The 24734-nt window shown below is 68.6% G+C and carries 14 protein-coding genes; 10 read left to right on the top strand and 4 right to left on the bottom strand.

Annotated elements, in window-relative coordinates; translation table 11 throughout:
• The first annotated feature begins 88 nt into the window (after positions 1–88).
• The 5 genes from OKA11_RS15370 to dacB all read left to right on the top strand — a co-directional run bounded on the left by OKA11_RS15370 (position 89) and on the right by dacB (position 8265).
• On the top strand, positions 89–1627 hold the full coding sequence (locus OKA11_RS15370; RefSeq protein WP_267221859.1) for an MFS transporter: 1539 nt from the start codon (positions 89–91) through the stop codon (positions 1625–1627).
• Positions 1624–2658, top strand: a complete 1035-nt coding sequence (locus tag OKA11_RS15375; protein WP_267221860.1) for a serine hydrolase domain-containing protein — start codon at positions 1624–1626, stop codon at positions 2656–2658. The genes OKA11_RS15370 and OKA11_RS15375 overlap by 4 nt, the downstream gene beginning before the upstream one ends.
• Before the next feature lie 113 nt (positions 2659–2771).
• Entirely contained in the window at positions 2772–4853 is a 2082-nt protein-coding gene (locus OKA11_RS15380) for a S9 family peptidase (RefSeq protein ID WP_267221862.1), read from the top strand.
• Complete coding sequence (locus tag OKA11_RS15385; protein WP_267221863.1) at positions 4853–6772, top strand: amidohydrolase family protein; 1920 nt, start codon at positions 4853–4855, stop codon at positions 6770–6772. Before OKA11_RS15380 ends, OKA11_RS15385 begins: the two co-directional genes overlap by 1 nt.
• Positions 6772–8265, top strand: coding sequence for a D-alanyl-D-alanine carboxypeptidase/D-alanyl-D-alanine endopeptidase (gene dacB / locus OKA11_RS15390; protein ID WP_267221864.1), 1494 nt, complete (start codon positions 6772–6774; stop codon positions 8263–8265). Before OKA11_RS15385 ends, dacB begins: the two co-directional genes overlap by 1 nt.
• Positions 8266–8373: 108 nt before the next feature.
• Here dacB and OKA11_RS15395 read toward each other — a convergent pair whose 3' ends face one another.
• On the bottom strand, positions 8374–10746 hold the full coding sequence (locus tag OKA11_RS15395) for a penicillin acylase family protein (RefSeq protein ID WP_267221865.1): 2373 nt from the start codon (positions 10744–10746) through the stop codon (positions 8374–8376).
• A 498-nt stretch (positions 10747–11244) separates the two neighbouring features.
• On the opposite strand from OKA11_RS15395, the gene OKA11_RS15400 reads away from it, so the two are divergent.
• Positions 11245–14067, top strand: coding sequence for a TonB-dependent receptor plug domain-containing protein (locus tag OKA11_RS15400; protein WP_267221867.1), 2823 nt, complete (start codon positions 11245–11247; stop codon positions 14065–14067).
• A 525-nt stretch (positions 14068–14592) separates the two neighbouring features.
• On the opposite strand, the gene OKA11_RS15405 is transcribed toward OKA11_RS15400, so the two are convergent.
• A complete protein-coding gene (locus OKA11_RS15405; protein ID WP_267221868.1) occupies positions 14593–15675 on the bottom strand; it encodes a serine hydrolase domain-containing protein in 1083 nt (360 codons plus the stop codon).
• Positions 15676–15775: 100 nt separating this feature from the next.
• A complete protein-coding gene (locus OKA11_RS15410; RefSeq protein WP_379489389.1) occupies positions 15776–17356 on the bottom strand; it encodes an N-acyl-D-amino-acid deacylase family protein in 1581 nt (526 codons plus the stop codon).
• 305 nt (positions 17357–17661) lie between these two features.
• Between OKA11_RS15410 and OKA11_RS15415 the strand changes: the two genes are divergently transcribed.
• The 4 genes from OKA11_RS15415 (at position 17662) to OKA11_RS15430 (ending at position 21959) form a co-directional block, all read left to right on the top strand.
• Positions 17662–18546, top strand: a complete 885-nt coding sequence (locus tag OKA11_RS15415; protein WP_142638398.1) for a LysR family transcriptional regulator — start codon at positions 17662–17664, stop codon at positions 18544–18546.
• Positions 18547–18640: 94 nt separating this feature from the next.
• Positions 18641–19660 carry an N-acetyltransferase DgcN gene (dgcN, locus tag OKA11_RS15420; protein ID WP_267221873.1) on the top strand — a complete coding sequence of 340 codons (1020 nt, stop codon included), beginning with the start codon at positions 18641–18643 and terminating at the stop codon, positions 19658–19660.
• Between the two features lie 8 nt (positions 19661–19668).
• On the top strand, positions 19669–20688 hold the full coding sequence (gene dgcA, locus OKA11_RS15425) for an N-acetyl-D-Glu racemase DgcA (protein WP_267221875.1): 1020 nt from the start codon (positions 19669–19671) through the stop codon (positions 20686–20688).
• A gap of 35 nt (positions 20689–20723) precedes the next feature.
• Positions 20724–21959, top strand: a complete 1236-nt coding sequence (locus OKA11_RS15430; RefSeq protein ID WP_267221877.1) for a dicarboxylate/amino acid:cation symporter — start codon at positions 20724–20726, stop codon at positions 21957–21959.
• Between the two features lie 50 nt (positions 21960–22009).
• On the opposite strand, the gene OKA11_RS15435 is transcribed toward OKA11_RS15430, so the two are convergent.
• Positions 22010–24721 carry an exo-rhamnogalacturonan lyase family protein gene (locus tag OKA11_RS15435; RefSeq protein ID WP_267221879.1) on the bottom strand — a complete coding sequence of 904 codons (2712 nt, stop codon included), beginning with the start codon at positions 24719–24721 and terminating at the stop codon, positions 22010–22012.
• Positions 24722–24734 lie beyond the last annotated feature (13 nt).

A 24734-nucleotide genomic window follows, 5' to 3' on the forward strand; every position in this document is an offset into this window, starting at 1 on the left:
ATTCTGTGAACCAACGCATTCGCAGCGGCTCGCGGCGTTGACAAGCGCACGGCGAGGCCCTTGTGTCGCCGCGGATCGCGGAGGCACGATGGACGTTACAGTGATGAATGGCACCGGCGAAGAGGCACAGGCGGCTTCGGCCCCGGCTGCAACAGCAGGTCCGGCGCGGCGGATCCTGGCGCTCTACCTGTTGCTCGGATTTTCGGCGGGCCTGCCTTTCTACATGTTCAACGCCGTCCTCACGCTTCGCCTTGCGCGGCACGGTGTGGACATCGTCGTCATCGGCTTCTTTGCCTGGGTGGCGCTGCTGCCGACCTTCAAGTTTGCCTGGGCGCCGCTGCTGGACCGCTACGACATTCCCGGTTTCTCCCGCTTCTTCGGGCGGCGGCGCGGCTGGATCATGCTTTCGCAGCTCGGCATCTTCACGGCCATGGTGGCCATGGCGCTGACCTCCGGCGACACCAGCCTGCCGCTCACCGCGCTGTTCGCCATCCTGCTCGCCTTCTGGACAACGACGCTGGAAGTCGCCGCCGACGGCTGGCGCATCGAACTGGCGCCGACGCAGGCCGAACAGGGGCCGGTGGTCGCTGCCAATCTCTGGGGCTACCGGGGCGCGATGGTGGCGGCGGGCAGCGGGGCGGTGTTTGCCGCGGCGCGGCTGGACTGGACCTGGGCCTACCTGATCATCGCCATCGCCGCCTTCCTGCCGTTCCCGATCCTGGCCGCGATGCGCCCCGATCCCGAGGCGCGCGGCAGGCGTTCGGCGGCGCTGGCGGGCGGGCTGGCGACGAGCGCGGCGATCCTGACGCTGAGCGCGCTGGCCACGGCCGCGGTCGGCTGGGGCGTGCTGGCGGCGGCGGCGGGGGCGGGCTTTTCCTCCAAGACCAATGTCACGCCGGTCGTGCTCGGCATCGCAATGCTGCCGTTTGCCGCGCTGGCGATCGCCCTGCCGCGCATCCGGCGGCTTCCCGCCGGGGCGGACCGGTCGATGAACGGTCTCGTCGCGCCTTATGTCGAGCTGTTCTGGCGCTACGGCTACACGGTGCTGCCGGTGCTGGCGTTTGTCTCGTTCTACCGCATGGGCGACGTGCTGACGCTGACGCTGTCGCATCCGCTGTGGAATGCAGCGGGCTATTCGCTCGAACAGATCAGCATGGCCGACGGCGCGGTGGCGCTGGTCTGCAGCATGGCGGGCGTGGCACTGGGCGGACTGCTGGCGGCGCGGCTGCCGCTGGTCGCGGCGCTGGCGATCGGCGCCGTGGCCTCGGCGATCAGCAACTGGATCTTCGTGTGGCTGTGGTGGCAGGAACCGTCTTCGGCGGTGCTCTACATCTCGGCGGGCATCGACCAGTTCGGCCACGGCTTTGCCGGGGCGATCTTCGTGGTCTACCTCTCGATGCTGGTCAGCCCGCGCTATCCCGGCACGCAATATGCGTTCCTGTCGGGCTTCGCGTTCCTGCTGCCGCGCCTGCTGGCCGGTGCCGCCGGCGCCATCCAGACGCGGATCGGCTACGACGGTTTCTTCATGCTGTCGGGCAGCCTCAGCCTTGCGGCGGTGGTCTTCCTGCCGGTGATCGCGCGGGCCCGTGCCCGCCGCACCGAAGTGCCAGAAGGAGAAGAGGCATGATCGAGGACGTCTGCGACGAGGCTTTTGCCGCCGCCGCGCGCCATGTCGCGGACGGGCGGATACCCGGCGCCGCGCTGGGGCTCGTCACTGCCGATGGCGCCCGCGCGGTGCGCCTTGCCGGACTGGCCGCGCGCGAGCCGGAGCCCGAGGCGCTCACCCGTGAACACTGGTTCGACCTTGCTTCGGTCTCCAAGGTCATCGCCACCACCACGATGATCCTCAGGCTTGCCGAGGCGGGCAGGCTCGATCTCGACCGGCCGCTCACCGATGCCATTCCCGACTTGCGCCAGTACGACCCGCTCGGCGCCGCCGAACGCCAGCTGACGTTCCGCGATTGCCTGGCGCATCGCACCTTTTTCCCGGCGGTCGAACCGATCTACACTTATGGCGATGACCCTGCGCGGCTGCGCGCCTTCGTGCTCCAGCGCGAATGGCGCCATGGTCCGCCGGTCTATTCCGACATCAACTTCATCCTTCTGGGCATCGCCATCGAGCGGATCACCGGCGCGCCGCTCGATCACTGGCCGCAGGGCGAGTGGCCGATGGGCGAGGGGCTCTGCTACGGCCCGCCGCCGGGCGCGGCGGCGGCGACCGAGCGCTGTATGTGGCGCGGGCGCATCCTCAAGGGCGAGGTCCACGACGAGAACGCCGCCGCACTCGGCGGGCGCCCCGGCCATGCCGGCTTGTTCGGCACCATCGACGGGGTGCTGGGCTTTGCCGAGGCGCTGCTGCGCGGCGAGGTGCTGGGGCCGGCGATGCTGGAGGAGATCCGCACCGCGCAGTACGAGCATCGCACCTGCGGCTGGGAACTGCCGTTTGCCGGATGGTCGGGCGGGCAGGCCTGCTCGCCGCTGACGATCGGGCACACCGGCTTTACCGGAACCGGCCTCTGGGTCGATTTCGAGCGCGGGCTGGCCTGGACGCTGCTGACCAACCGCGTCCACCCGACCCGCCATTTCGACAGCGGCATCTTCGTGCTGCGCCCCGAAACCGGCGAGGCAGTGGTGCGCGGCTTCGACCGGCGCGGCTGAACCGGTGGTGGGGCCCGTCCGTCATGCCTTGCCTGCGGACGCACATAACCTCAGGGTATGAATGCAGAATCAGGCGCTTGCGCGGGGCCGCCGGGCCGCCCTAGTCATGCGGCATGACACGTTCCTCTCTTGCCTTCGGGACCGCGCTGCTGGTGCCGTTTGCCGCGCTCGCCGCAGCCTTGCCGGCACTGGCGGCCAGCTCCGATCCCGACACCATCGCAGCGCCAGCCGCGCCGGACATGCTGGAGGCCAACCTGTCGCTGCCGCTTGCCAGCGGGCTGACCGGGGCGGCCAAGGCCCCGGTCTTCGCCTGGGTGGAGAACCGGGCAGGCGTGCGCAACGTCTGGCTGGGCGGGCCGGGCACGGCGGGCCGGTCGCGCACGGCCTACCGCGAGGATGACGGGATCGAGATCTCGGGTCTCGCGTTCAGCCCGGACGGCACCCGGCTCGCCTTCGTGCGCGGCGGCGACGCCGAGTTTCCCGAGGACAAGCTGCCCAATACCGGCACGCTCCCGCAGGGCCCGCGCCAGACGCTCTATGTGCTCGGCACTGAGGGCAGCGCGGCGCCGGTGGCGATCGGCGAGGGGTACGGCGCGGTGTTCAGCCCGGACGGGCAGCAGCTTGTCTATACCCGCGAGGGCGAAATCACCCTCTGGGCGCAGGGGGCATCGCCGCGCCGGCTGGCCAAGGTCAGCGGGACGGTGGGCGATCTCGGCTGGTCGCCCGATGGCCGCCTGCTGGTGTTCCGCGAATGGCGCAGCGGCCACAGCCTGGTCGGCCTGCTCGACGTTGCAGCGGGGAGCCTGCGCTATCTCGGCATGACGCTGGGCCACTCGGCCGATCCGGTGTTTGCGCCGGACGGGCGCTCGGTGGCCTTCATCCAGCTGCGCGATCCGCCCGCCGAACTGCCGGACAGCCGCGCCTCGTTCTGGTCGCTGCGCGTCGCCGATGTCGCCACCGGCGCGGTGCGCACGGTGTGGAGCGCGCCGGAGGGCGAGGGCGGCCAGTTCTACGGCACGCGCGGGCGCAACTTGTTCTGGACGCCGACCGGGCACTTGCTGTTTCCTTCCGAGCGCAGCGGCTGGCTGCACGTCTGGAGCGTGGCGGCCGATGGCAGCGGCGCTGCCCGCGATCTCACCCCCGATGCCAACGAAGTGGAGAATTTCCGTCCTTCGCCCGATGGCCGCAGTCTCGTCTACTCGGCCAATCCCGGCGATCTCGACGCGCGGCAGATCTGGCGGGTGGCTATCGCCGGTGGCAAGCCGCAGCGGCTGACGCCGCCCGACCGCTTCGCCTTTTTCCCGGTCTATGGCGGCAACACCCTGGCCGCGACAGTGACGGACGCCACCCACCCGGCCTATCCGGTCGCGGTGGAAGGCATGAAACCGCTCGGCCCGGTCGCCTCCGCCCGTGGTTTCCAGCGGCCTGAAGTCGTGGTCTTCACGGCGGCGGACGGGGTCAAGGTCCATGGCCAGCTGTTCCGCGCGAAGGGCGCGGGCAAGCACCCGGCGCTGGTCTTCGTCCACGGCGGGCCGCGCCGGCAGATGCTGCCGGGCTTCTCGACGATGTACTATTACAACAACGCCTATGTGCAGAACCAGGCCTTTGCGGCGGCAGGCTACACGGTGCTTTCGGTCAATTACCGCAGCGGCACCAACTATGGCCGCGCCTTCCGCGAAGCGCCGGAGACCGCGCGCGGCGGGGCGTCGGAATACCGCGACGTGCTGGCGGGGGGGCAGTGGCTCGCCGCGCAGGCCGATGTCGATCCCGAGCGGGTGGGCATCTGGGGGGGCAGCTGGGGCGGCTATCTCACCGCGCTGGCGCTGGCGCGCGACAGCGCCCTGTTCAAGGCCGGCGCCGACTTCCACGGCGTGCACCAGATGGTGCGCCCCACCGAGCGCACTTTCGCGCCCGACGCGGTGCTGGCGCAGCAGCGGTTGCAGTGGCAGTCCTCGCCGATGGGCGCGATCGAGCGCTGGCGCTCTCCGGTGCTGATCGTCCACGGCGACGATGACGGCAATGTCGACTTTGGCCAGTCGCTGTTGCTCGCCCGCGAACTGACCGCGCGCGGCGTGCCGTTCGAGGAACTCGCGATCCCGAATGAACGCCATGATTTCTTCCGTTATGCCAACTGGTTGACGAGCTACCGGACAATGGCCGGATTTTTCGACCGTAACCTGAAGGAGCGCCGATAATGCGCCGCCTGCCTTCCCTTTGTGCCCTGATCGCCGGTCTCGCGACCCTTTCCGGGGCCAGTGCCCTGAACGCCGCCGATGGCGAGGCCGCGCTGCTGATCCGGGGGGCGCGGGTGTTCGACGGCACCGGCGCTCCGGCGGTCACGGCCGACGTGCTGGTGCGCGGGGATCGCATCCTCGCGGTCGGCCCCGCCCTCAAGGCGCCGCGCGGCAGCCGCATCGTCGATGCGCACGGGGAGACGCTGCTGCCGGGCCTGCACGATCTCCACACGCACTTGCGCTCCCCCGGCTACAACGCGCCCGAAGATCTCGGCAAGGCCTATGCCGGATACCTTGTGCGCGGGATCACCACGGTCAACGACTACTCGGTCTCGGCCGAGATGCTGCAGCCGATCCGGGCGATGATCCGCCAGCCCGGCGGCATCTGGGCGCCCCATCTCAACCTCGCGATCCGCACCGGCGTGCCGGGCGGCCACGGCACCGAATATGGCTGGGGCGACTTCTTCACGATGAAGGCCTCCACCCCGCGCGCCGCGCATGGGGTGATGGCCAGGGCGCTGCCCTACCGGCCGGACGAGATCAAGGTCTTCACCGATGGCTGGCGTTATGGCCGGGGCGGCGACCTCAACTCGATGAACGAGGAAACGCTCGCCGCCATCGTCAGCGATGCGCACAAGGCGGGCATTCCCGTGGTGACCCATACGGTGACGCTGGACGGGGCCAGGATCGCGGCAGCGGCGGGGGTCGATTCCGTGGTTCACGGGGTCGGCGACGCCCCGGTCGATGCCGACCTGATCGCGCGGATGAAGGCGCGCGGCACCGCCTATGTCTCGACCATGGTGGTCTACGAACCCCAGCAAACCCGCGTGTTCACCCCTGCCGAATGGGCCAGCCTCTCGCCCGGCGAGCAGGCGCATGAGAACGACCGGCGCGCCGAGGCCGAGCACGAGGAGGCGGGCGAGGACGGCGCGGGCGCTGTCGCTGCCTACGATGCGCGGCGCTGGGCGATGTTGCAGGGCAATCTGAAGGCCATGCACGCCGCTGGCATCCCGATCGGCATCGGCACGGATTCGGGTATCGGCGGCGTCTATCACGGCCCCGCCGCGATCCGCGAGATGGTGCTCTATACCCGCCTCGGTTTTACCCCCGCCGAAGTGCTTGTCGCCGCGACGAGCACCAGCGCGGCGATCATGGGGCAGGCCAGGGACCACGGCACGATCGCGCCGGGCATGCGCGCCGACCTTGTGCTGGTCGATGGCCGCCCCGACGAGACCATCGAGGACATCTGGAAGGTGGCGCGGGTCTGGGTCTCGGGGCGCGAAGCCCCGCTGGGCAAGCTGCGCGGCGAACTCGCCAGCCCGGCGATGACGCCGCTGCCGAGCGTGCGCATGGCCGGCCCGATCTGGACCGGCACGCGCGCCGACGGGCGCACCGATCTCGACACTCTGCCGGTCGATGCCACCGATTCCGGCGCCGATCACAGCCATATCACCTTTGTCCATCCCGAAACCGGACCGGCGGGCGAGCGCCCGGTGTTCATGGCCGCGCAGTTCGGTGCGGCGCCCCGGCCGTTTGCCGAACTGGTGTTGCCGCTGACGCGCGGTGCCATCGATCTGGCCGATGCAAGCGGGTTCACCGGCATCGCCTTCACGGTGAAGGGGGCGGGGGACTATCGCCTGCGGCTGGAAAGCTACGGCCTTGATGCCGGGCACTGGTTCGCGGCGCCGTTTTCCGCGCATGAGGCGGCGGCCGAAGTGCGCCTGCCGTTCTCGGCCTTTGCGGGCGCGCCGGGCGCCGATGGCCAGGCACCGCGGCTCGATCCGGGCGCCTTGCGCGCCTTGCGGTTCCAGCTTTCCGGTACGCCGGGCGGCACGGCCTGGCTGGAACTGGGCCAGGTTCGTTTCTACCGAGGTTCCTGATGCGATCGTTGTTGTTCCCGTTCCTGCCGCTCGCCGCGTTAGCGGCGCCCGTTCACGCTGCTGCGGCCGAGACGTCGCCGGTCGCGGCGCCAGCGGCGCTGCGCTCGTCCGCTTTGCCTGTTACCGCGCAGGACCCCAAAGTGCGCGATGCCGTGGAGAAGGCGCTGGCGTCAGGGCCGGCGGGAACCCGCTACGGTATTCTCGTCACCACGCTGGAGGGCCGGGAACTGCTGGCCATCGCGCCCGACCAACGGTTCATGCCCGCCTCCAACACCAAGGTCTTCACCACCATCACCGCTTATGCCGGCCTGGCCGCGCTCGATGCGGCGGCGCAAGGGACCGGGGTGGCACTGGAAGCGTCGGGGCACGGCGCCCCGGATGCGGCGCTGTTCGGGCGGGGCGACGCGCGGCTCTCGAGCGCGGAGGACTGCACGCGCGATTGCCTGGCGACGCTGGCCGATGCCGTGGCGGCCCGGACCCGCAAGGTGCGCGACGTGATCGGCGACGATACCTGGTTTGCGGACGAGCGCTGGAGCCCGGGGATGAGCTGGAACAACATCCCCTCGCGCTACGGCACCGGCATTTCCGCGCTGACGCTGGACGACAACGAAGTGGCGGTCGTGATCACGCCGGCGGCGGCGGGGCAGGCGGCGGTGGTCGGGCCTGCGGCGTTCTACAGGGTCGAGAACGGCGTGAAGACGGTGCCCGGTAGCGGCAACACGCTTGAGCTTTCACGCCTGCCGATGAGCGATGTGCTGGTGCTGACCGGCACGATCGGGGCAGAGGCCGCACCGGTGACCCTGCATCTGGGGATCGACGATCCGGCGCGCTGGACGGCCTGGCGGTTCCGCCAGTTGCTCGAAGCGCGCGGGGTTCGGGTGGGCGGGGAGGTGCGGGCGCGCCACCGTGCGCCGCAGGCCGATCCCGCCGCCGCCGCGCCGCCGGCGATGCTGGCGCAGCTGCCGCCCTTGCCGCTGGCCGAGGACATGCGCATCATCAACAAGCTCAGCCAGAACCTCCATGCCGAACTGATGCTGCGCCGGGTCGGCCGCGTGGCGGGCAACGGTTCGATCGCCGATGGGCAGGCCGCGCTGCGCAAGGTCATGGCCGAGGCCGGGGTGCCGCAGGAGGGGTTCTTTTTCGCCGACGGCTCGGGCATGTCGAGTTACAACCGGATCTCCCCGCGTGCGGCGGTGACGCTGCTCGGCTGGGCGGCGCGCCAGCCCTGGGGCATGGCCTGGCGCGAGACGCTGCCGGTGGGCGGCGTCGACGGCACCCTGCGCGGCCGGTTCCGCGACACGCCGCTCGGCGGCAAGCTGTTTGCCAAGACCGGCTCGCTCAACGCCTCGCGGGCGTTGTCCGGCTATCTGGTCGCGGCGCGGGGGCAGACGCTGGTGTTCTCGACGATCGCCAACGACGTGCCTGACGAGCGTGACGGCGAGGCGACCGCGGCGATGGACAAGGCGCTGCTGGCGATCGCGGCGGCTTACTAAACTGTCTTCCGGGTCATCGGGGGAATGACCTGATGACCCGGAAAGCGCTTAAAACCAAAGTCCTAGAGCAGTTTTTGCCCGCTGAGGATCGGCAGGGCGGGCAGTCCCTTAAGCCGGAACGATCTGCAGACGGCTCATGGTGGCGGCGCGCACGGCGTCGGCGGAGAACGGCAGCTTCTGCATCGTCCCCGAGAGCCATGGCTGGTAGAAGTCCCGGTAATGCGGCGAGGCGGGGTCGGCGGACTGGCCCGGCAGCAGCAGGAAACGCGTGTTGTCCCAGTCTCCGACATCGGCGACCATCAGGTAGCTGGCACCGTGGCGCACGGTGTAACCCTGTTTCGCATTGAAGCCGCGCGCCATCACGGTTGTCCCGTCGCCGCCCGAACGGCCTCCCGAAATCGGCGGATAGGCCGCCGCGATGGCCGGAATGTCGGCCAGCGGATGGCGCAGGGTGACGCGGTGGAGGTCGCCCCAGCGCCACTGTGCGGGATCGCTCCCGGCCAGTTGCTCGGCCTTTGCCCAGCCCGCCGCCAGCGCGGCATCGACCAGCGCGTCGCGCGCCGCCGCCGGATCGGCGCCAAGGCGCGGGTCGGGCAGGGCAAGGGCATGGAGCATCTCGGAAAGGTTGACCGAGGTGAGCAGGTCGCGCGCTTCGGCGGGGATCACGGCCTTGCGGAAGCGGTCCGAAAGTTCAGGCACGACGAGTTCGTAGAGCAGCGCGGCGTTGCTGTCCGCGCCGATCCTGCCGTCCCAGCCCTGTAGCAGCGCGGCGGCGGGGGAGGGGCGCGGCGGCAGCAGCTTGCGCAGCGCCCGCGCGGGCAGCGATTGCACGTCATGCTGGAGCGCGACGCTTTCCTCGATGGAGTGGGGGCCGGGCGCGCGCAGCACTTCGGCGATCCGGTCGTGGCGGAAGGGATCGCTCCAGGAAAAGCTGATGATCCGTTCGCGATAGGGATAGTCCGGCGGCAGGTTCATGGCATTGGCCGAGGCGATCCAGCCCTGCTCGGGATTGTAGAGGCTGGGCATATCCTCGACCGGGAGGATGCCGGTCCAGTCGAACGCGCCGTCGCCGGGGGCGGGGAACAGGCCGTCATGGCGCGGGCGCCTGGGCGTGAAGCCGATCGCCTGCCAGCCGGTGTTGCCCTCGATGTCGGCATAGTGAAGGTTGGTCGGTGAGACATGCAGCCTTGCCGCTTCGCGCAAGCTGTCCCAGTCCGTGGCGAGATTGAGGGCGATGATCGCGAACTGCATGTTGGCGCCGGGCAGCATCGCCGCGGTGGCAAGCGCGATGGCCCGCCCCTTCAGCGGATCCTGCGCCACGACCGGGCGCCCCAAGGCATAGCGCAGCGTCACCGTCCGTGCCGGCTCGCCCTTGACCGCGATCGTCTCCTCGTACGTTTCGAAGCGCTTCCATTTCCCCTCATGCCAGTACTCTTCGGGATCTTCCGGCCGGGTGCGCAGCACGAAGAGGTCGGTCTGGTCGATGTGGAAATTGGTGCGGCCGAACGCGAAGCGGTCGGTATGGCCCTGCATGATACCGGGCAGGCCGGGATAGCCGGCACCGATCACGTCGAGCCCCGGCGCGCTCAGGTGGATCATGTGGCGCGGGCTTGCCCCGCCGATCGCGAGGTGCGGATCGTTGGCAAGGATCGGCCGTCCGGTGGTGCTGCGCGATCCGGCGATGGTCCAGGCATTGCTGCCCTGCGCGGCATGGTCGCTGCGGCTCACGTCGCGGTCCCAGCGCGCGAGTTCGGCCTGTTCGAAGGGCAGCGGCTTGCCGAGGTCCCGCAGGAAGCCGAGGTCGGCAACCGAGACCGCGGCGCAGTCCAGTCCGTCGGGCACGGTGAACGACCAGGCCGGGCGCAGCGGGTCCATGTAGTGGTCGAGGTCGAGCTGTCCGCGCGCCTGCAGCATGGCGCGGCGCACCTCGTCGTCGGCATCGCCCGCCCCGGCCCCGCGCGTACGCAGCATGTCCTCGATGGACCAGCGCAAGGGGCGCATTCCGGTGATCGCATATTCGGGAGGCAGCAGCGCGGGGTCGGCCTCGGTCTCGGCGATCCGCGCGTTGATGCCGGCAACGTAACCACGCGCGCATTCGACGACCTCGGCGGGCAGGGCGGCGAGTTCGGCGGAAAGGTCGCCGCGATAGTGGAAATGGCGGGCGATGCGGTCCGCCTCAGCGAATTTCGGGCCGAACACTTCGGCCAGCCGCCCAAGCTCGCGCCGATTGTCGAAATCGAGCTGGAACAGGCGGTCGCGGCAGGCCAGATAGCCTTGCGCGAAGAAGGCGTCGTGGCGGGAACGGGCCTGGACATGGGCGATGCCCATGCGGTCCTCGCGGATGTCGATGGGGGCGCGGGCGCCGGCAAGCACCGCCTTGCGCCTTGTCCCGCGCACCTGCGGGGCCGCTCGGGCCAGGCGGATCGAGGAGAGGGCCACAAGGGCGGCGGAGGCCATCAGCAGGGCGCGTCGCTGCATCATTCGCACGGGTTTCCGGGATTTTTGCTTTGGAGTGAGGACCCTAACCCGCCCAGCCGGTTTGCGCGCATAGTTTGGCGCAGGAAGGGCATAGCCCGCGGTTATCCCCTGCCAATTCGGCCTCCGGCAGCCGCCGCAGCTGCATGAAAGCCCGCATCTGCGCGGAGATTTCAGTTCCCATGCCCTCCGGCTATACCTTTGCTAAGTCATGGAAAGGCCCGGCTATTGACCCGCAAGTCCGGGCCTGTACCGTTCTGACCTGAAAATGTCATCAACCACTGCGGTGGTGGTGTTTTCCCACCAATCAGGCCGCGCGATCAGGCCATGAGGGACTGTCGCGCAAGGTCGTCCGGAGAGGGGACTGGGAAGATAACGGCGCCGTTCGCACCGAGCGGCGCGCATGAAGTTTGAATACGGCCTGACCGGCACCGAGCGGCATTGCGATGACCCGTCACGTGGGTTGGCATGCTGCCGGGCGTCCGGCGTCAAAGGGGGGTTTCGATGTTCGATCTGATACGAGTCAACAAGGTCACTGTGTCCCGTCTCGCCATGGGGGCGGCATTGGGCATGACGGCAAGCGCCTGGTGCGCACCGGCTTTCGCGCAGGACGCCGCCGCGCCGGATGCCGAGAAGGCGAAAGAGGAAAACGTCGTCATCGTCACCGGTTCGCGCATTGCCCGCCAGGGCTTTGAATCGCCGACCCCGCTGACGGTGATGAGCAAGGAAGACATCCAGAACCAGTCGCCGTCGAACAACCTGGCGGACTTCGTCAACCAGCTTCCGGCGCTTGCGGGCAGCACCCGTCCGTCGAACTCGCGCTTGGCGCTGAGCTCGGGCCTTGCCGGGATCAATGCGCTCAACTTGCGCAACATGGGCGAGATCCGCACCCTGGTCCTGCTCGACGGTCGCCGTTCGGTCGGTTCGAGCGTGACCGGCCTGGTCGACATCAACACTTTCCCGCAGCAGCTGGTGAAGAGCGTGGAAGTCGTGACCGGCGGTGCCTCGGCGGCCTATGGCTCGGACGCGGTGGCCGGCGTCGTCAACTTCGTGCTCGACAAGAAGTACGAAGGCCTCAAGCTCAGCGCCGATACCGGCATCACCCAGTACGGCGACGGCGCGAACTATTCGTTCCAGGCCGCCGGCGGCTTCTCGTTCGGCGGCGGGCGCGGCCATGTCCTGCTGAGCGGCGAGTACGCCCATACCGATGGCATCTTCAAGACCTCGCGCAAGTGGAACGCGCATGGCGATCGCATCATCGCCAACCCGGACTATACCGCCACCAACGGATTGCCGCGCTACATCACGGTCTCGCCGGGCGGCACCAACAACGCGCTGCCGGGCGGCATCATCAACTCGTCCTCGGGCACCACGGCCAATTCGCTGCGCGGCATCTACTTCGGCGAAGGCGGCTCGGTGAACCACTATGACTACGGTTCGCTCTCGACCTCGTCGGTGTCGGTCGGCGGCGACTGGGCTCTGTCGGACAACGGCCGCAACATCGGCCTTGGTGCGGAGGACGACCGCCGCAACGTCTTCGGCCGCGTCAGCTACGACGTGGCGGACTGGATCTCCGTCTGGGGCGAGGCTTCGTACAGCTGGACGCGGTCGATGTTCAACGCCGGACCGCAGCTCTCCTCGGCGCGCACGCTCTCGGCCAGCAATGCCTATCTGATCAATGCGCTGGGCGCCGATGCGCTGGCGGGTGTGACCTCGGTATCGCTCGGCACCACGGCGTCCGACCTGCCCTACCGCGTCACCAACAACCAGCGTGACGTCCAGCGCTACGCCCTCGGCGCCGAGGGCGAGTTCGAGATGTTCGGCAAGTCGGCGGTGTGGAGCGCCTATGGCCAGTACGGCGTGACGCATACTCACGAGAAGATGCGCAACATCATGAATACCGCGAAGACGACGCTGGCGTCGGACGCGGTGTTCGACAGTTCTGGCAACATCGTCTGCCGCTCGACGCTCACCGACCCGACCAATGGCTGCGTGCCGGTCAACTGGCTGGGCACCGGGGTGATGACGCAGGAGATGGCCGACTACATCCTCGGCGATCCCTATCGCAACCAGAAGCTGGAGCAGACCACTGCGGGCGTGAACCTCTCGGTCACCCCGTTTGCCACCTGGGCGGGCGACGTCAGCCTTGCCATCGGCGGCGAATACCGGCGCGAGGAAGTCTCCGGCTACGTTCCCACCGAGTACCAGAGCGGCTGGTCGGTCGGCAACTTCCTGCCCACCTTCGGCAGCTACAACGTCAAGGAAGCCTACCTCGAAACCGTGGTGCCGCTGGGCCTCGGCCTCGAATTCAACGGCGCCGTGCGCGCCACCGACTATTCGACCTCGGGCTACGTGACCACCTGGAAGGCTGGCGCCACCTGGCAGCCGATCCCCGACTTCCGCCTGCGCGTCACCCAGTCGCGCGATATTCGCGCGCCCAACCTGTCCGAACTCTATGCGGCGGGTACCTCGCGCACCAATACGCTGACCGATCCCAACACCGGCACCGTCTACACCTTCCTCGAGACGACCACCGGCAATCCCAACCTGAAGCCGGAAAAGGCGGATTCGACCGTGATCGGCGGCGTGCTGACGCCGCGCTTCCTGCCGGGCCTGTCGTTCTCGGCCGACTGGTTCCAGATCAAGCTCAAGGACGCGATCAGCCAGTATTACTCGCAGGACATCTACAACCGCTGCATCGAGGGCCATACCGACTTCTGTGCAGGCTATACCGCTGATCCGAGCGGCCAGCGCGATTACCTGTTCACGGCCAGCCCGTTCAACTTCAACCGGATCACCACGCGCGGCATCGACTTCGAGCTTGGCTATCGCCGCCCGCTCGGCGACGGTGCGATCTCGCTGCGGGCGCTGGCGACGCATTATATCGACAACGTGGTCAACGACGGCATCACCACGCCGCTCGATACCGCAGGCACCAACGGCGGCTCCGGTCCGCCGAGCTGGATCTACCGCTTCTCGGCCACCTACGACACGCCGACGTTCAGCCTGACCGGCACCGCGCGCGGCATCAGTTCGGGCCGCTATAGCGCCAGCTATACGGAGTGCACCTCCAGCTGCCCGGCCTCGACCACGCTGGTCTCGACGATCGACGACAACCATGTCTCCGGCACGTTCTACGTGGATGCCAATGCCACCATCAAGCTGGGGGATTCGCTGCTGGGCAAGTCCGAGTTCTTCCTCAACGTGACGAACCTGTTCAACGCCTCGCCGCTGCTGCTGCCGGAAAGCGGCATGGCTGCGAACACCACTTACAGCGACATGCTGGGCCGCTCGTTCCGCCTGGGCGTGCGTTTCGAACTGAAGTGATCGGGCCTGCCGGGCCGGGCCGGGCGCAGGCGCCGCCCGGCCCGGCAGGCGATTGATGCCAAGCTGCAGTGATGCGGACGCACCACTGCAGCTTGGTACGCTCGGGCGCCGCCCGGGCTTAGAGCGTTTTCCGATCTGATTGAATCAGATCGGGCTCTCCAGATTCTTTGTTTTCCGCGTTTTTCCGAGTCACTGCGTGTTCCACTCCGTTCGAAAAACGCTCTAACCGACCTGCGACAAGTCAAGCTTATCGCAGGTCGGTATCACCGCCAATTTCCCGAGCCTTCGGGGTCGCAAAGCACCGGTCGGCGAGAGCATCGCCGGCCGGTGCTTTTTCGATGTGCGCGTGGGGAACCGTTGCGGCGGCATGCGCGGAGCCGGGGCGCGCAGATAGCTGGCGCTCACGCCGCCCAGAGCAGCCTCCGATCCGATTGCATCGGCCTGTCGCCAGTTCACGAAAGCGGTGTTTGCCTTTCTCGAGCGCGGCCGCGTCGGCCATGGAGGCGGCCCATGCCTGTGGTCCCGTCAGTTCATCTGGCCGCGAAGGAAGGCGATCAGCTTCGGATCGCTGCCGGTGCGCTCAAGGACAGGCAGGATGATCCGCCACCCGTTATCGCTGTTGGTCAGGATGACGATCCCGTCACCGCTCACGCGATCGATCGCGGCAAACGTGAAGGCTCCAGCATCCTTGCCGGTGTGCAGCATCGTCGTGCCATCGGGAAAGCCAAGGAGCTGCCAGCCGAGGCCAAAGCCGGTCCAGGATGGACAGGTGGCTGCTTTCGTTCCGGCACATGTCTCGGGCGTCAGGTCGGCCTGCGATCTGCTGCGCTGTGCCGATACCGTTGCGACCAGCCCCCGGTCGTTACGGGCATCGATGAGGAAACGCGCATAGTCGCGCGCCGTCGCGTGCGCCAGATCGGCAGCGTTGTAGCGCGTCACCGGCTCGGCCGGCAGGGGCTTGCCGGCATCGTCGTATGGCGTGGCGATCGGCTCCGTAGCGCCTTGCGCCGAGACATAGCCCGAGGCGCGCATGTGGGCAGGGGTGAACAGCCAGCGGCCCGCAAGCGCCTCGAACGACTGGCCGGTGCGATGCTCGGCGTAGCGGGCTGCATATTGATACCCCTCGCCCGAATAGCTGGTGGTCGTGCCGGGATCGTGATCGAAGGCCAGTCCCGTTGCATCGCGCCAGTTCGGCAAGCCGGTGCGGTGGCTCAGCGCCATGCGGACGGTCAGCTTCATCCGCCGCGGATCGCGGGACAGGTCGGGATCGCTCCAGTAACGATCCATCGGTTCGTCGAGCGACAGCTTGCCGGCCGACACCAGCCGCAGGATGACCTCTGCCGTCAGCGGCTTGGTCAGCGACGCGAGATTGTAGGGCGTGGAGACGGTTGCCGCGCGGTCAGGCCCCGCCATGCCCCAGGCCCCGGTCGAGACGATCCGTCCCTTGCGGATCACGGCGATCGATGCGCTCTCCACACGCTGTTCGTGCAGGGTCGCGGTCATATCCGGCAGCGCGTGGCTGGTCCTGGCGTCTGCCATCGTCGAGGCGCAAGCCACCAACACGCCGCCGTAAACTATCCGCTTCAGAACGCCGGCTGTTTTATTCATGAGCAACAGCTAGCGGTGTCGAAGTCTGGCCGCAACTTGGATTGTATATTTCCATTGGCGCGGTGAACGCAGGCCTTGCAGTGCTTCCTGTTTGCGTCCGTTACCGTGCCGGACAGTCCTTTGGCGCGGGGCGCAGCAACACGCGCCCGGCGCTCGTGCCGGTGGTCTGGCTGTCGGATACGGCGAGCTTGCCGTTGACGAACAGTGCCTTGACCCCGGTGCTGAGTTCGCGGGGATGGACATAGTCGGCGCGGGGGGCGAACCGGTCGGGGGAGAAGACCAGCACGTCGGCGAAATTGCCGGCCTTCAGGTAGCCGCGATGGTCCAGCTTGTAGATGTCGGCGACGCGCCCGGTCGACTGGCGCACGAAAGTGCCCAGATCGATGGTGCGGCGCTGCTTCACATACTTCACGTACTTTTCGGGGAAGGTCGCGTACATGCGCGGGTGGCCGTTGGACCCGTCCGACGAGGTCACGATCCACGGCTGCTTCATGAACAGTTCGACATCGCTTTCGGCCATATTGAAAGAGGCGACGTCGGTGCCGCCGCCGCCCTTTTCGGCGCTCTGGCGGATGATCTTCAGGGCGGCCTCGATCGGATCGATCTTCCATTCGGCCGCCATCTGTTCCAGCGTCTTGCCGGTCCAGGGGTAGCCCTGCGCGGTCAGCAGCAGCGAAGGCGCGCCGCCGCGGCGGCGCAGGTTCTCGACCATCTCGGTGCGAATGCGGGCTGCGGCCGCCGGATCGTCCAGCCGGGCGAGCAGCGCCTTGTCGCCGCCATCGACCGACCAGCGCGGCAGGAGCGAGGCATCGAGGCTCGATCCGGAGGCAAGCCAGGGATACTGGTCGGCGGTGACGTCCTGCCCAGCGGCGCGGGCCTTGTCGATCCGCGCGATCACGGCCGCCGCCTCACCCTGGACGTCGACGCCCAGCGCCTTGATATGCGCGAAGTGGACCGGCATCCCGGCCTCGCGCCCGATCCGCAGCACTTCGTCCACCGAGCCGAGCAGGCCGATGGAATAGCTCGATTCGTCGCGCTGGTGGGTGTCGTAGAGGCCGCCGCGCACGGCCGCCTCGCGGGCGACGGCGATCACTTCCTCGGTCTTTGCAAAACTTTGCGGGGCATAGAACAGCCCGGCGGAAAGGCCGGTCGCGCCCTCGCACATGGCCTTGGCGACAAGCGCCTTCATCCGCGCGAGTTCGGCGCCGTCGGGCGCGCGGGCATCATCGCCCAGCACGCGCTGGCGTACCGCGCCGAAACCGACAAACGGCACCGCATTGGTGCCGATGCCCGATGCTTCCAGCGTGCGGGCATCTTCCGCCACATCGGGCGTTCCGCCACCGTCGACGCCGATCATCACCGTGGAGACGCCCTGGTCCAGCCAGGCGGCATTGACGCGCTGGGCGGGATCGGCCGAGCGAATGAAGACGTCGGCATGGGTGTGGGCATCGATGAAGCCGGGGGTGACGATCATGCCTTTCGCGTCGATGATCCGGGCTCCCTTGCCGGGCGCCCTGGGCCCGACATAGGCGATCCGGTCTCCTGCCAGCGCGACATCGCCGACAAAGGGCCTGGCCTCACTGCCGTCGTAGATCGTGCCGCCGTGGATGACGATGTCGTATTCGGCGGGGGTTCCCGCTCCCGCACCGGACCCGATGGCCAGCAGCGAGGCGGCGGCCATGAGCCGGAACAGCAGGTGACACGGACGCGCAGCGCGGCGGGAAGGGGGCATGGGCTGTTCCAATCTGTTTGACGCGACCTCACGGCGGCCGCCCGCCGAGGCGAACGGCGCCGAAACGTGCTCAACTCATCAGGCAATTCGTCAAGTCAGTCCAGTTCTTCGACTTTTTCTGACCATAGCCGCAATGCATGGCTGTCCACCCACAGGGACTTGCCTATAGTGCCGTGCCTGCGCGAGGCTCCGGTGCGCCCTCCAGCCCCACAAGTGGCCCCGCCCTCTTCATACCCAGTTGCAAGGCCCGTTTGATGAACCTGCGCCAGATCGAAGTCTTCCACGCCGTCTACCTTCACGGCACGGTCAGCGCGGCGGCGCGTTCGCTCGGAGTGTCGCAGCCCTCGGTCACCAAGGTCCTGCGCCATGCCGAAAAGTCGATCGGCATGCCCTTGTTCGAGCGTGCCAAGGGCCGCCTGATCCCGACCCAGGAAGCGCGCGCGCTGTTTGACGAAGTGACCGAGATCCAGGAACGGGTGCGCTCGCTGCGCCACGCCTGCCACAACATGCGGCAGGGACGCGGCAGTCTGCTGCGCATTTCCGCGCTGCCCTCGCTGGGGCTCGGCGCGCTGCCCGATGCGGTGGCGCGGTTCATGGGCGGGCACGAGGACATCCTGTTCGACTTGCAGACGCTCCACCACGACGAGATGGTACGCAAGCTCTACGAGCAGGAAACCGACATCGCGATCAGTTTCGAGGTGCCGCCCGCCGCGCCGGTTGCCCACCAGGTTATCGGTGAGGGCGAACTGGTCGTGCTGTTCCGCGAGGAGGATATTCCCAATGCCCCCTCGCGGCTGCACCTCAACGAACTGTGCGATCACAAGTTCATCTCGCCGGTGCAGAGCGGGCCGATCGGGCAGATGCTGGCCAGCGAACTGGGGCGGCTCGATGTCGTGCTCGACGAGGTGGTCTCGGCGCGCACCTACTATGTGGCGGCGGCGCTGGTGCGGGCCGGGGTGGGCATGGCGATCGTCGACAATTTCACGGCCGCCGCCTGGAGCGAGCCCGGCCTTGCCAGCCGCCCGCTGCAACCGGCGCTGACGTTCGACATCAACGCCGTCTACCTGCAGGACCGCCCGCCTTCGCGCGCGGCGGCGGATTTCCTGCAGATGCTGAGCGAGGTGATCGAGGAACTATAACCCGCTTCTATAGGGTCCGTGGCGTTGGATATTGGGGGCTTGGCGAGCCATTCGATAGAAGAGGGGCAAGACGCAAAAGCAGAGCGAAAGCCACATGATTGCAACGCCCTATCTTCTCTACCTTGGCCATTCCAGCGATGACATCGGAATCAAGACCTCGCGGGGCCTTGCGGTGTTCCGGCCCGACATTTGCGTGGGGGAGTTCCGCCACGACGATTGTCCGCTCACCCTTGGCCTCGCACGGATGGACTTCGCCAAGGCGGTGCGCGCGGGCGCCCGCACGCTGGTGCTCGGTATCGCCAATGCCGGCGGCACGCTGGGCGAGGACCTGATCGCGGATTCGATCGCGGCGATGGAGGCCGGGCTCGACGTCGCCTCGGGCCTGCACAGCCGCCTCAAGGACGAACCGCGGCTGGTCGAGACCGCAGCCCGCACCGGGCGCATCCTGCATGACGTGCGGGATCCTCAGCCCGGCATTCCGGTCGGCAATGGCCGCCCCCGCGGCGGCCACCGCCTGCTGACCGTGGGCACGGATTGTTCGGTCGGCAAGATGTACACCACCTTGTGCCTCGCCCGGGCGATGGAACGGCGCGGGATCGCCGCGGACTTCCGCGCCACCGGGCAGACCGGCATCCTCATTGCGGGCAGCGGCGTGCCGCTCGATGCCGTCGTGGCCGACTTCATCTCGGGCGCGATCGAGCAGATCGCCCCGGCACGAGAGGACGGCGGCTGGGATCTGATCGAGGGGCAGGGCTCGCTGTTCCATCCCTCGTTCGCCGGGGTTTCCACCGGTCTGCTGCATGGTGCCCAGCCCGAAGTGCTGGTGATGTGCCACGATCCCGCCCGGACCTCGATGCGGGGCCTGCCCGGTCGCGCCCTGCCCGGCCTTGCCGAATGCATCGCCGCCAATCTGGCCGTGGCGCGGCTGACCAGCCCCGACGTGCGCATCGCCGGGATCGCGCTCAACACCTCGGCGATGGCGGAGGAGGCCGCGCTGGCCCTGTGTGCCGAGGTCTCGGCCGAGACCGGCCTGCCTTGCAGCGACCCTTACCGCATGGGCGTGGAGGCGATCCTCGATGCCGTGCTGGATCCGGCGTTCGCGCGCGCGGCCTGAGCAGAGCCATGGCCCGCACCTTGCGTGTTCTCGCCGAGACGTTCCCGCTCCTGCGCCCGTTCCGCATCTCGCGCGGGGTCAAGACCGAGGCCCAGGTGGTGACCGTCGTGCTCGAAGCGAACGGTGTGATCGGGCGCGGCGAATGCGTGCCCTATCCCCGTTATGGCGAGAGCGTCGAGTCCACCCGTGCCGCCATCGAGGGGCTGCGCGGCGCGGTGGAGGCGGGCGCGACCCGCGCCGATCTGCTGCGACTGCTGCCTTATGGCGCTGCCCGCAATGCACTGGACTGCGCGCTGTGGGATCTGGAGATGCAGCAGGCCGGCACCGGCATCGGCGCCGCGCTGGGGTTGCCGGCGGTGTTGCCGCCGGTGGCGACGGCGCTGACCGTCGGCCTCGATACGCCCGAGCGCATGGGTGCGGCGGCGCGCGAACTGGCACGGGTGCCGCTCATCAAGGTCAAGGTCGATCGCAGCGATCCTGCGGCGCAATTGCGCGCCGTGCGGGAAATGGCGCCGCGCCCGCGCCTGATCGTCGATCCCAACGAGAGTTGGACGATTGACGAGGTGGCGAACCTGCAGGGGTTGATGGCGCAACTGCGCGTCGACCTGCTCGAACAGCCGCTGCCGGCGGGCGAGGACGGGGAACTGGCCGGGTTCTTCTCGGCCATTCCGATTGCCGCGGACGAATCCGTGCACGTTGCCGAGGATCTTGAAACCCTTCCCGACGGCTACCGCGTGATCAATATCAAGCTCGACAAGGCCGGCGGGCTTACCGCCGCGCTGGAACTGGCCGAGGCCGCCAGAGCGCGCGGGCTCACGCGGATGACCGGCTGCATGGTCTGTTCCTCGCTGTCGATTGCGCCCGCGCTGGTCATAGCTGCGGACAGTGCCTTCGTCGATCTGGACGGGCCGGTCTGGCTCGCGCAGGATCGCCAAGGCGGGGTGGCATGCGAAAGCGGCATGTTGCTGGGGCCCGAACGTGGTTTCTGGGGCGGGCTTGAAGGCGCGCCCCAGGGCACTGCAGGCTAATTGCCAGGGGTCGCGGGTCACGCATTGGAGTCTGGATGAAAGCCCTTTTTCGAAGCTGGCTGAACGTGCCGCTGTGGCGCCGCGTGATGATCGGGCTCGCCTGCGGCGTGGCGATCGGGCTGCTCTGGCCGGTGGCGGCGCCGTGGATCGGCTGGATCGGCGAGCTGTTCGTGCGGCTGATCCGCATGCTGGTGGTGCCGATCGTCTTTGTCAGCATCGCCTCGGGGGTGACCGCGCTGGCCGACCCGCGCAAGCTGGGGGCGGTGGGCGCGCGCACGGTGCTGCTCTTCGCGGCGACCACGGCCTGTGCGGTGAGCATCGGCATGATTGTCGGCCTGCTGGTCGAACCGGGGGCGGGAGCGGCCATCGGCGACGCGCAGGCCCATGCGCTGGGCACCCCCAAGTCGGTCCACGACCAGCTCATGGGCATCGTCCCGGTCAACATCGTCCAGTCGCTCGCCGATGGCGACATGCTGGCGATCATCTTCTTTGCCATGGCCTTCGGCTTCAGCACGGTGCTGGCGGGCGAGCCGGGCAAGCCGGTCGCGGCCTTGCTGCAAGCGGCAGGGCGGGTGCTGTTCCACCTCGTCACGCTGGTGATGGAAGTCACGCCGCTTGGCGTCATGGCGCTGATTGCCGGTGCGGTGGCGGAAAACGGCGTCGCCGTCTTCACCAACATCGGCATGCTGGCGCTCTGCGTCGTGCTGGGGGTGATCGCGCAGATCGTGCTGGTGCACCTGCCGCTGATCAAGCTGGCGGCACGGCTTTCCGTGCGCGGCTTCTTCCGCGCGGCGTTCGATGCACTGGTGGTGGCGTTTTCCACCGCGTCCTCGGCGGCAACCCTGCCGGTGGCGCTGCGCATCGCGCTGGAGGACCTAGCGATCGAGCCGGGTGTCGCCTCCACCGTGCTGCCGATCGGCGCCAGCATCGGCAAGGACGGGACCGCGATGTACGTGGGGCTGCTCAGCGTGTTCAGTCTCCAGGCGCTGGGTGTCCATGTCGATGCGGTCACGCTGGCGCTGGTCCTGCTGACCGGATCGCTGGCCGCCTTCGGTACCGCGCCGATCCCTTCGGCCTCGTTGTTCATGCTGGCGGCCGTGCTGGCGGCGGTCGGCGTCTCGGCCGAGCAGACCGCGCTGGTGGTGGGCTTCGTGCTGCCGTTCGACCGGCTGCTCGACATGACCCGCACGGTCGCCAGTGCCAGCGCCAACCTGACCGTGACCGCCACGGTCGCCAGGCTGGCGCGGGATGAGGCGACCGCCCGGCCATAGAGCAGTTTCCGATCCGATTGCATCGGACCCACTGCTCTATGATTTTGGTTTTACGCGTTTTCCACCACTTGGGCGGGCAGGAGGGCAAGGGTCTGGATCGCCGCCAGCCCCCACTGCGCGGCGCTGTTGGTGGAAAGCCCGGCGATCTCGACTTGCCCTCCTGCCACGGAGCGTGCCGTAAGCCGGTCCGGCAGTTCGCCCGCGTGAAACTCGCTCCAGGCCCGCCGTGCCAACGCCGCATCGCCCAGTGCATGGGCGGCATAGGCGGTGAGGCGTGAATGGGCCTGCCGCAGGTTGTGGCCGCGCGGCGGTTCCCCGAAGCGGCGTTGCCAGTCCGCGGCGGGGGCATTGTACCAGGCGCAGTAGTCGATCCAGGCGGCGCGGTAGCGCGGCGCGTCGATCAGTGGCAGCACCTCGGCCATGATCTCGACCACGCCGAACACGGCATTGAGATGGCTGACGCTGATCTGCTCGCCGCCGGAGACGAAGCGGCCGCTGGTCAGGTCGAAATTGGCGCCGCCTGCCCACCACTGGCGCGGCAGGGCGGCGATGCTGTCCATCCCGGCCAGGATACGGTCGCGCCAGTGGCGCTCGCCGGTGCGTTCCCACTCGGTGAACCAGGCGGCGACAAGGCTGCCCCAACTGGTTCCGAACTGGAGCTGGATCACGCCTTCGGGCAGTCCCTGGGGCCGTGTCACGGCGCCGATGCCGCCGGGCGGCAGCGATTCCGGGGCGCGGTCCGCCACCTTGCGGCCGATGTCGACGGTCTGGAGCGCCCGGTCGGAATGGACCAGCGCGCGCATCAGGTCGCCTACACGCTCGTCGCCGGTGAGGTAGTAATAGATGCGGCGGTAGGCGGCGTTGGAGACGCGCGGTTGCTTCGAGCTGTCGCTCCAGTGCTGGACACCGTGGCGGGTGCCGAGCCCGGCCCATGGCCCGGCGTGGTAGACATCGACTTCGCCGGTATGGCGCGTCATCGCCTCGGCCATGCGGAACAGCTCGGCGCGGCCGGTTCGCAAGTAGCTGTACCAGAGCCAGAGGTCGGTCGAGAGCTCGCTGTTGTCCCAGGCATAGCCGCCGATGTCGTAGCGCCACTGGTGCCGGTCGGCATCGTAGGTGTGCATGACATCGCCGTGGTTCCAGAAACCGTACCAATGCCGCCGCTCGATCTCGCCCTGGTAGTGGCCGAGCAGCAGGTCGTTCTGGCGCTCCACCGCCTCGGCGGCGGGGCCCGTGGCGGCGGGCAGCGCCCAGTCGCCGAACACCCCGGCGGCGCGGATCTGCGAGGGTGCCACCTGAAGGCGCGGGGGGCGGGCGACATGGGCGGCGTAGCCTTCCAGCGTCGCTGTATCGGGCGTGGCGGGTAGCGCCCAGATCCAGAGCTCATTGGTGCGCGCGATGCCCCTGGCCGCATCCCAGCCCGGCTCGTAGTCCTCGTAAGTCACGTCGAGACCCCGGTTCTGCGCCGGATAGTCGGTCATGCCCATGACGTTGCGGTAGGAGCGCATGTCCATCGCCGGGGCATCGGGCGCCCAGAGCCATGCGGTGAGCCGGGCCTGGTCGCTGGCCGCTTCGGCAATGTCGAGCTGGACCGGATGGCGTTTCCAGAAGTCCGCCATGCCGATCGCCGCGCCGCCTTGTGGCGAGCCGACATAGGCGAGGCCGCGCGCCCGGTGGCCTTCGAGCGACTGGATCGGCGCGCGGCCCTTGCCGGTGCGCTTGGTCAGCACAAAGCCCTCGGACGAGCCCTGGAACAGCCGGAAATCGCCCCAGGCGGGAATGCTCTCCAGCAGCGGCGCGAACTTTTCGGGCAAGGTCGCCAGATCGGGCACGGCGCGACCGTCGATCTGCGCCTGCCGGAACGCCTCGCCGGGATCGCGGCGCAGGCCGGTCAGCGGGCGCACGGCTTCGGCGAAAAGGCCCTCTTCGGTGGCGAGGCGGACATGGCGGTCGTGCAGGGCGCCGCGCATCGGCACGTGTGCGGTGACGCCAAGGCCCGAGAGGAAGTCGTGCTCGGCATCGCCGTCCCAGATCACGCTGTGGACGATCCGCACGGCCTCGCTGCCGCTGGTGAAATAGAGCCTCAGGCTGAACGGCAGCCATGCGCGCACCGCGCCGGCGTGGACGCCGTCGATCTTGAGCACGGCGCGGACCGGGCCGGTTTGCTCCGTGGTCACACTGTCGATGCGGCTGGTGAAATGCTGCTGCGAGAGGGTATCGGCCTCTTCGCCCGAGGCGGCGTCCTGCGCGCGGGCGACCAGCGCCACATCGCGCAGCAATACCCGGCCCTCGCGCTCGGCAGAGGCGATCACTGCGCTGCCGGTTTTCGGCACCCGCCAGCGGGTGGGGCCAACCGTGACGATCACGGCTTCGGCCTGCTGCTCGACCGAGACCGCTTCGGCCGGGTTCGCGGGGCGTCCTGCGATGATCTCAACCTGCTCCGGCGCATGACGCCCCGCAGGGAGCGCATGGCCGCTCCACTTGATCGAACCGTCCGGCCAATAGGCCAGCGGCCAGCTCTGGACCGGCAGCGGCGCGCCGCCTTCCGCACGCGCGGCAAGGCGACCGGCCTGCCGCAGCGTGCCGCGCGGCCAGGGCACGCCGAAGCTCTGCCCGGCGTCCCATGTGGGCGCGGTGCCGTCCAGCCAGCGCAGATCGATGCCCGGTGTGTGCGCGGGCGCGGCAAGCACGCGCGCGGGCAGACAAAGCGCGCCGCCGCCAAGGAGGGCGGCACGCAGCACGGCACGACGAGAGCAAGGCATGGACATTCCTCAG

This window comes from Novosphingobium clariflavum (assembly GCF_026420865.1).
GTDB classification, from domain to species: Bacteria; Pseudomonadota; Alphaproteobacteria; order Sphingomonadales; family Sphingomonadaceae; genus Novosphingobium; species Novosphingobium clariflavum.

Bases quoted from the DNA above. Each gene is read 5' to 3' on its own strand.
- OKA11_RS15370 (WP_267221859.1), top strand. From the start codon at position 89: ATGGACGTTACAGTGATGAATGGCACCGGCGAAGAGGCACAGGCGGCT.
- OKA11_RS15375 (WP_267221860.1), top strand. From the start codon at position 1,624: ATGATCGAGGACGTCTGCGACGAGGCTTTTGCCGCCGCCGCGCGCCAT.
- OKA11_RS15380 (WP_267221862.1), top strand. From the start codon at position 2,772: ATGACACGTTCCTCTCTTGCCTTCGGGACCGCGCTGCTGGTGCCGTTT.
- OKA11_RS15385 (WP_267221863.1), top strand. From the start codon at position 4,853: ATGCGCCGCCTGCCTTCCCTTTGTGCCCTGATCGCCGGTCTCGCGACC.
- dacB (WP_267221864.1), top strand. From the start codon at position 6,772: ATGCGATCGTTGTTGTTCCCGTTCCTGCCGCTCGCCGCGTTAGCGGCG.
- OKA11_RS15395 (WP_267221865.1), bottom strand. From the start codon at position 10,746: ATGATGCAGCGACGCGCCCTGCTGATGGCCTCCGCCGCCCTTGTGGCC.
- OKA11_RS15400 (WP_267221867.1), top strand. From the start codon at position 11,245: ATGTTCGATCTGATACGAGTCAACAAGGTCACTGTGTCCCGTCTCGCC.
- OKA11_RS15405 (WP_267221868.1), bottom strand. From the start codon at position 15,675: ATGAATAAAACAGCCGGCGTTCTGAAGCGGATAGTTTACGGCGGCGTG.
- OKA11_RS15410 (WP_379489389.1), bottom strand. From the start codon at position 17,356: ATGGCCGCCGCCTCGCTGCTGGCCATCGGGTCCGGTGCGGGAGCGGGA.
- OKA11_RS15415 (WP_142638398.1), top strand. From the start codon at position 17,662: ATGAACCTGCGCCAGATCGAAGTCTTCCACGCCGTCTACCTTCACGGC.
- dgcN (WP_267221873.1), top strand. From the start codon at position 18,641: ATGATTGCAACGCCCTATCTTCTCTACCTTGGCCATTCCAGCGATGAC.
- dgcA (WP_267221875.1), top strand. From the start codon at position 19,669: ATGGCCCGCACCTTGCGTGTTCTCGCCGAGACGTTCCCGCTCCTGCGC.
- OKA11_RS15430 (WP_267221877.1), top strand. From the start codon at position 20,724: ATGAAAGCCCTTTTTCGAAGCTGGCTGAACGTGCCGCTGTGGCGCCGC.
- OKA11_RS15435 (WP_267221879.1), bottom strand. From the start codon at position 24,721: ATGCCTTGCTCTCGTCGTGCCGTGCTGCGTGCCGCCCTCCTTGGCGGC.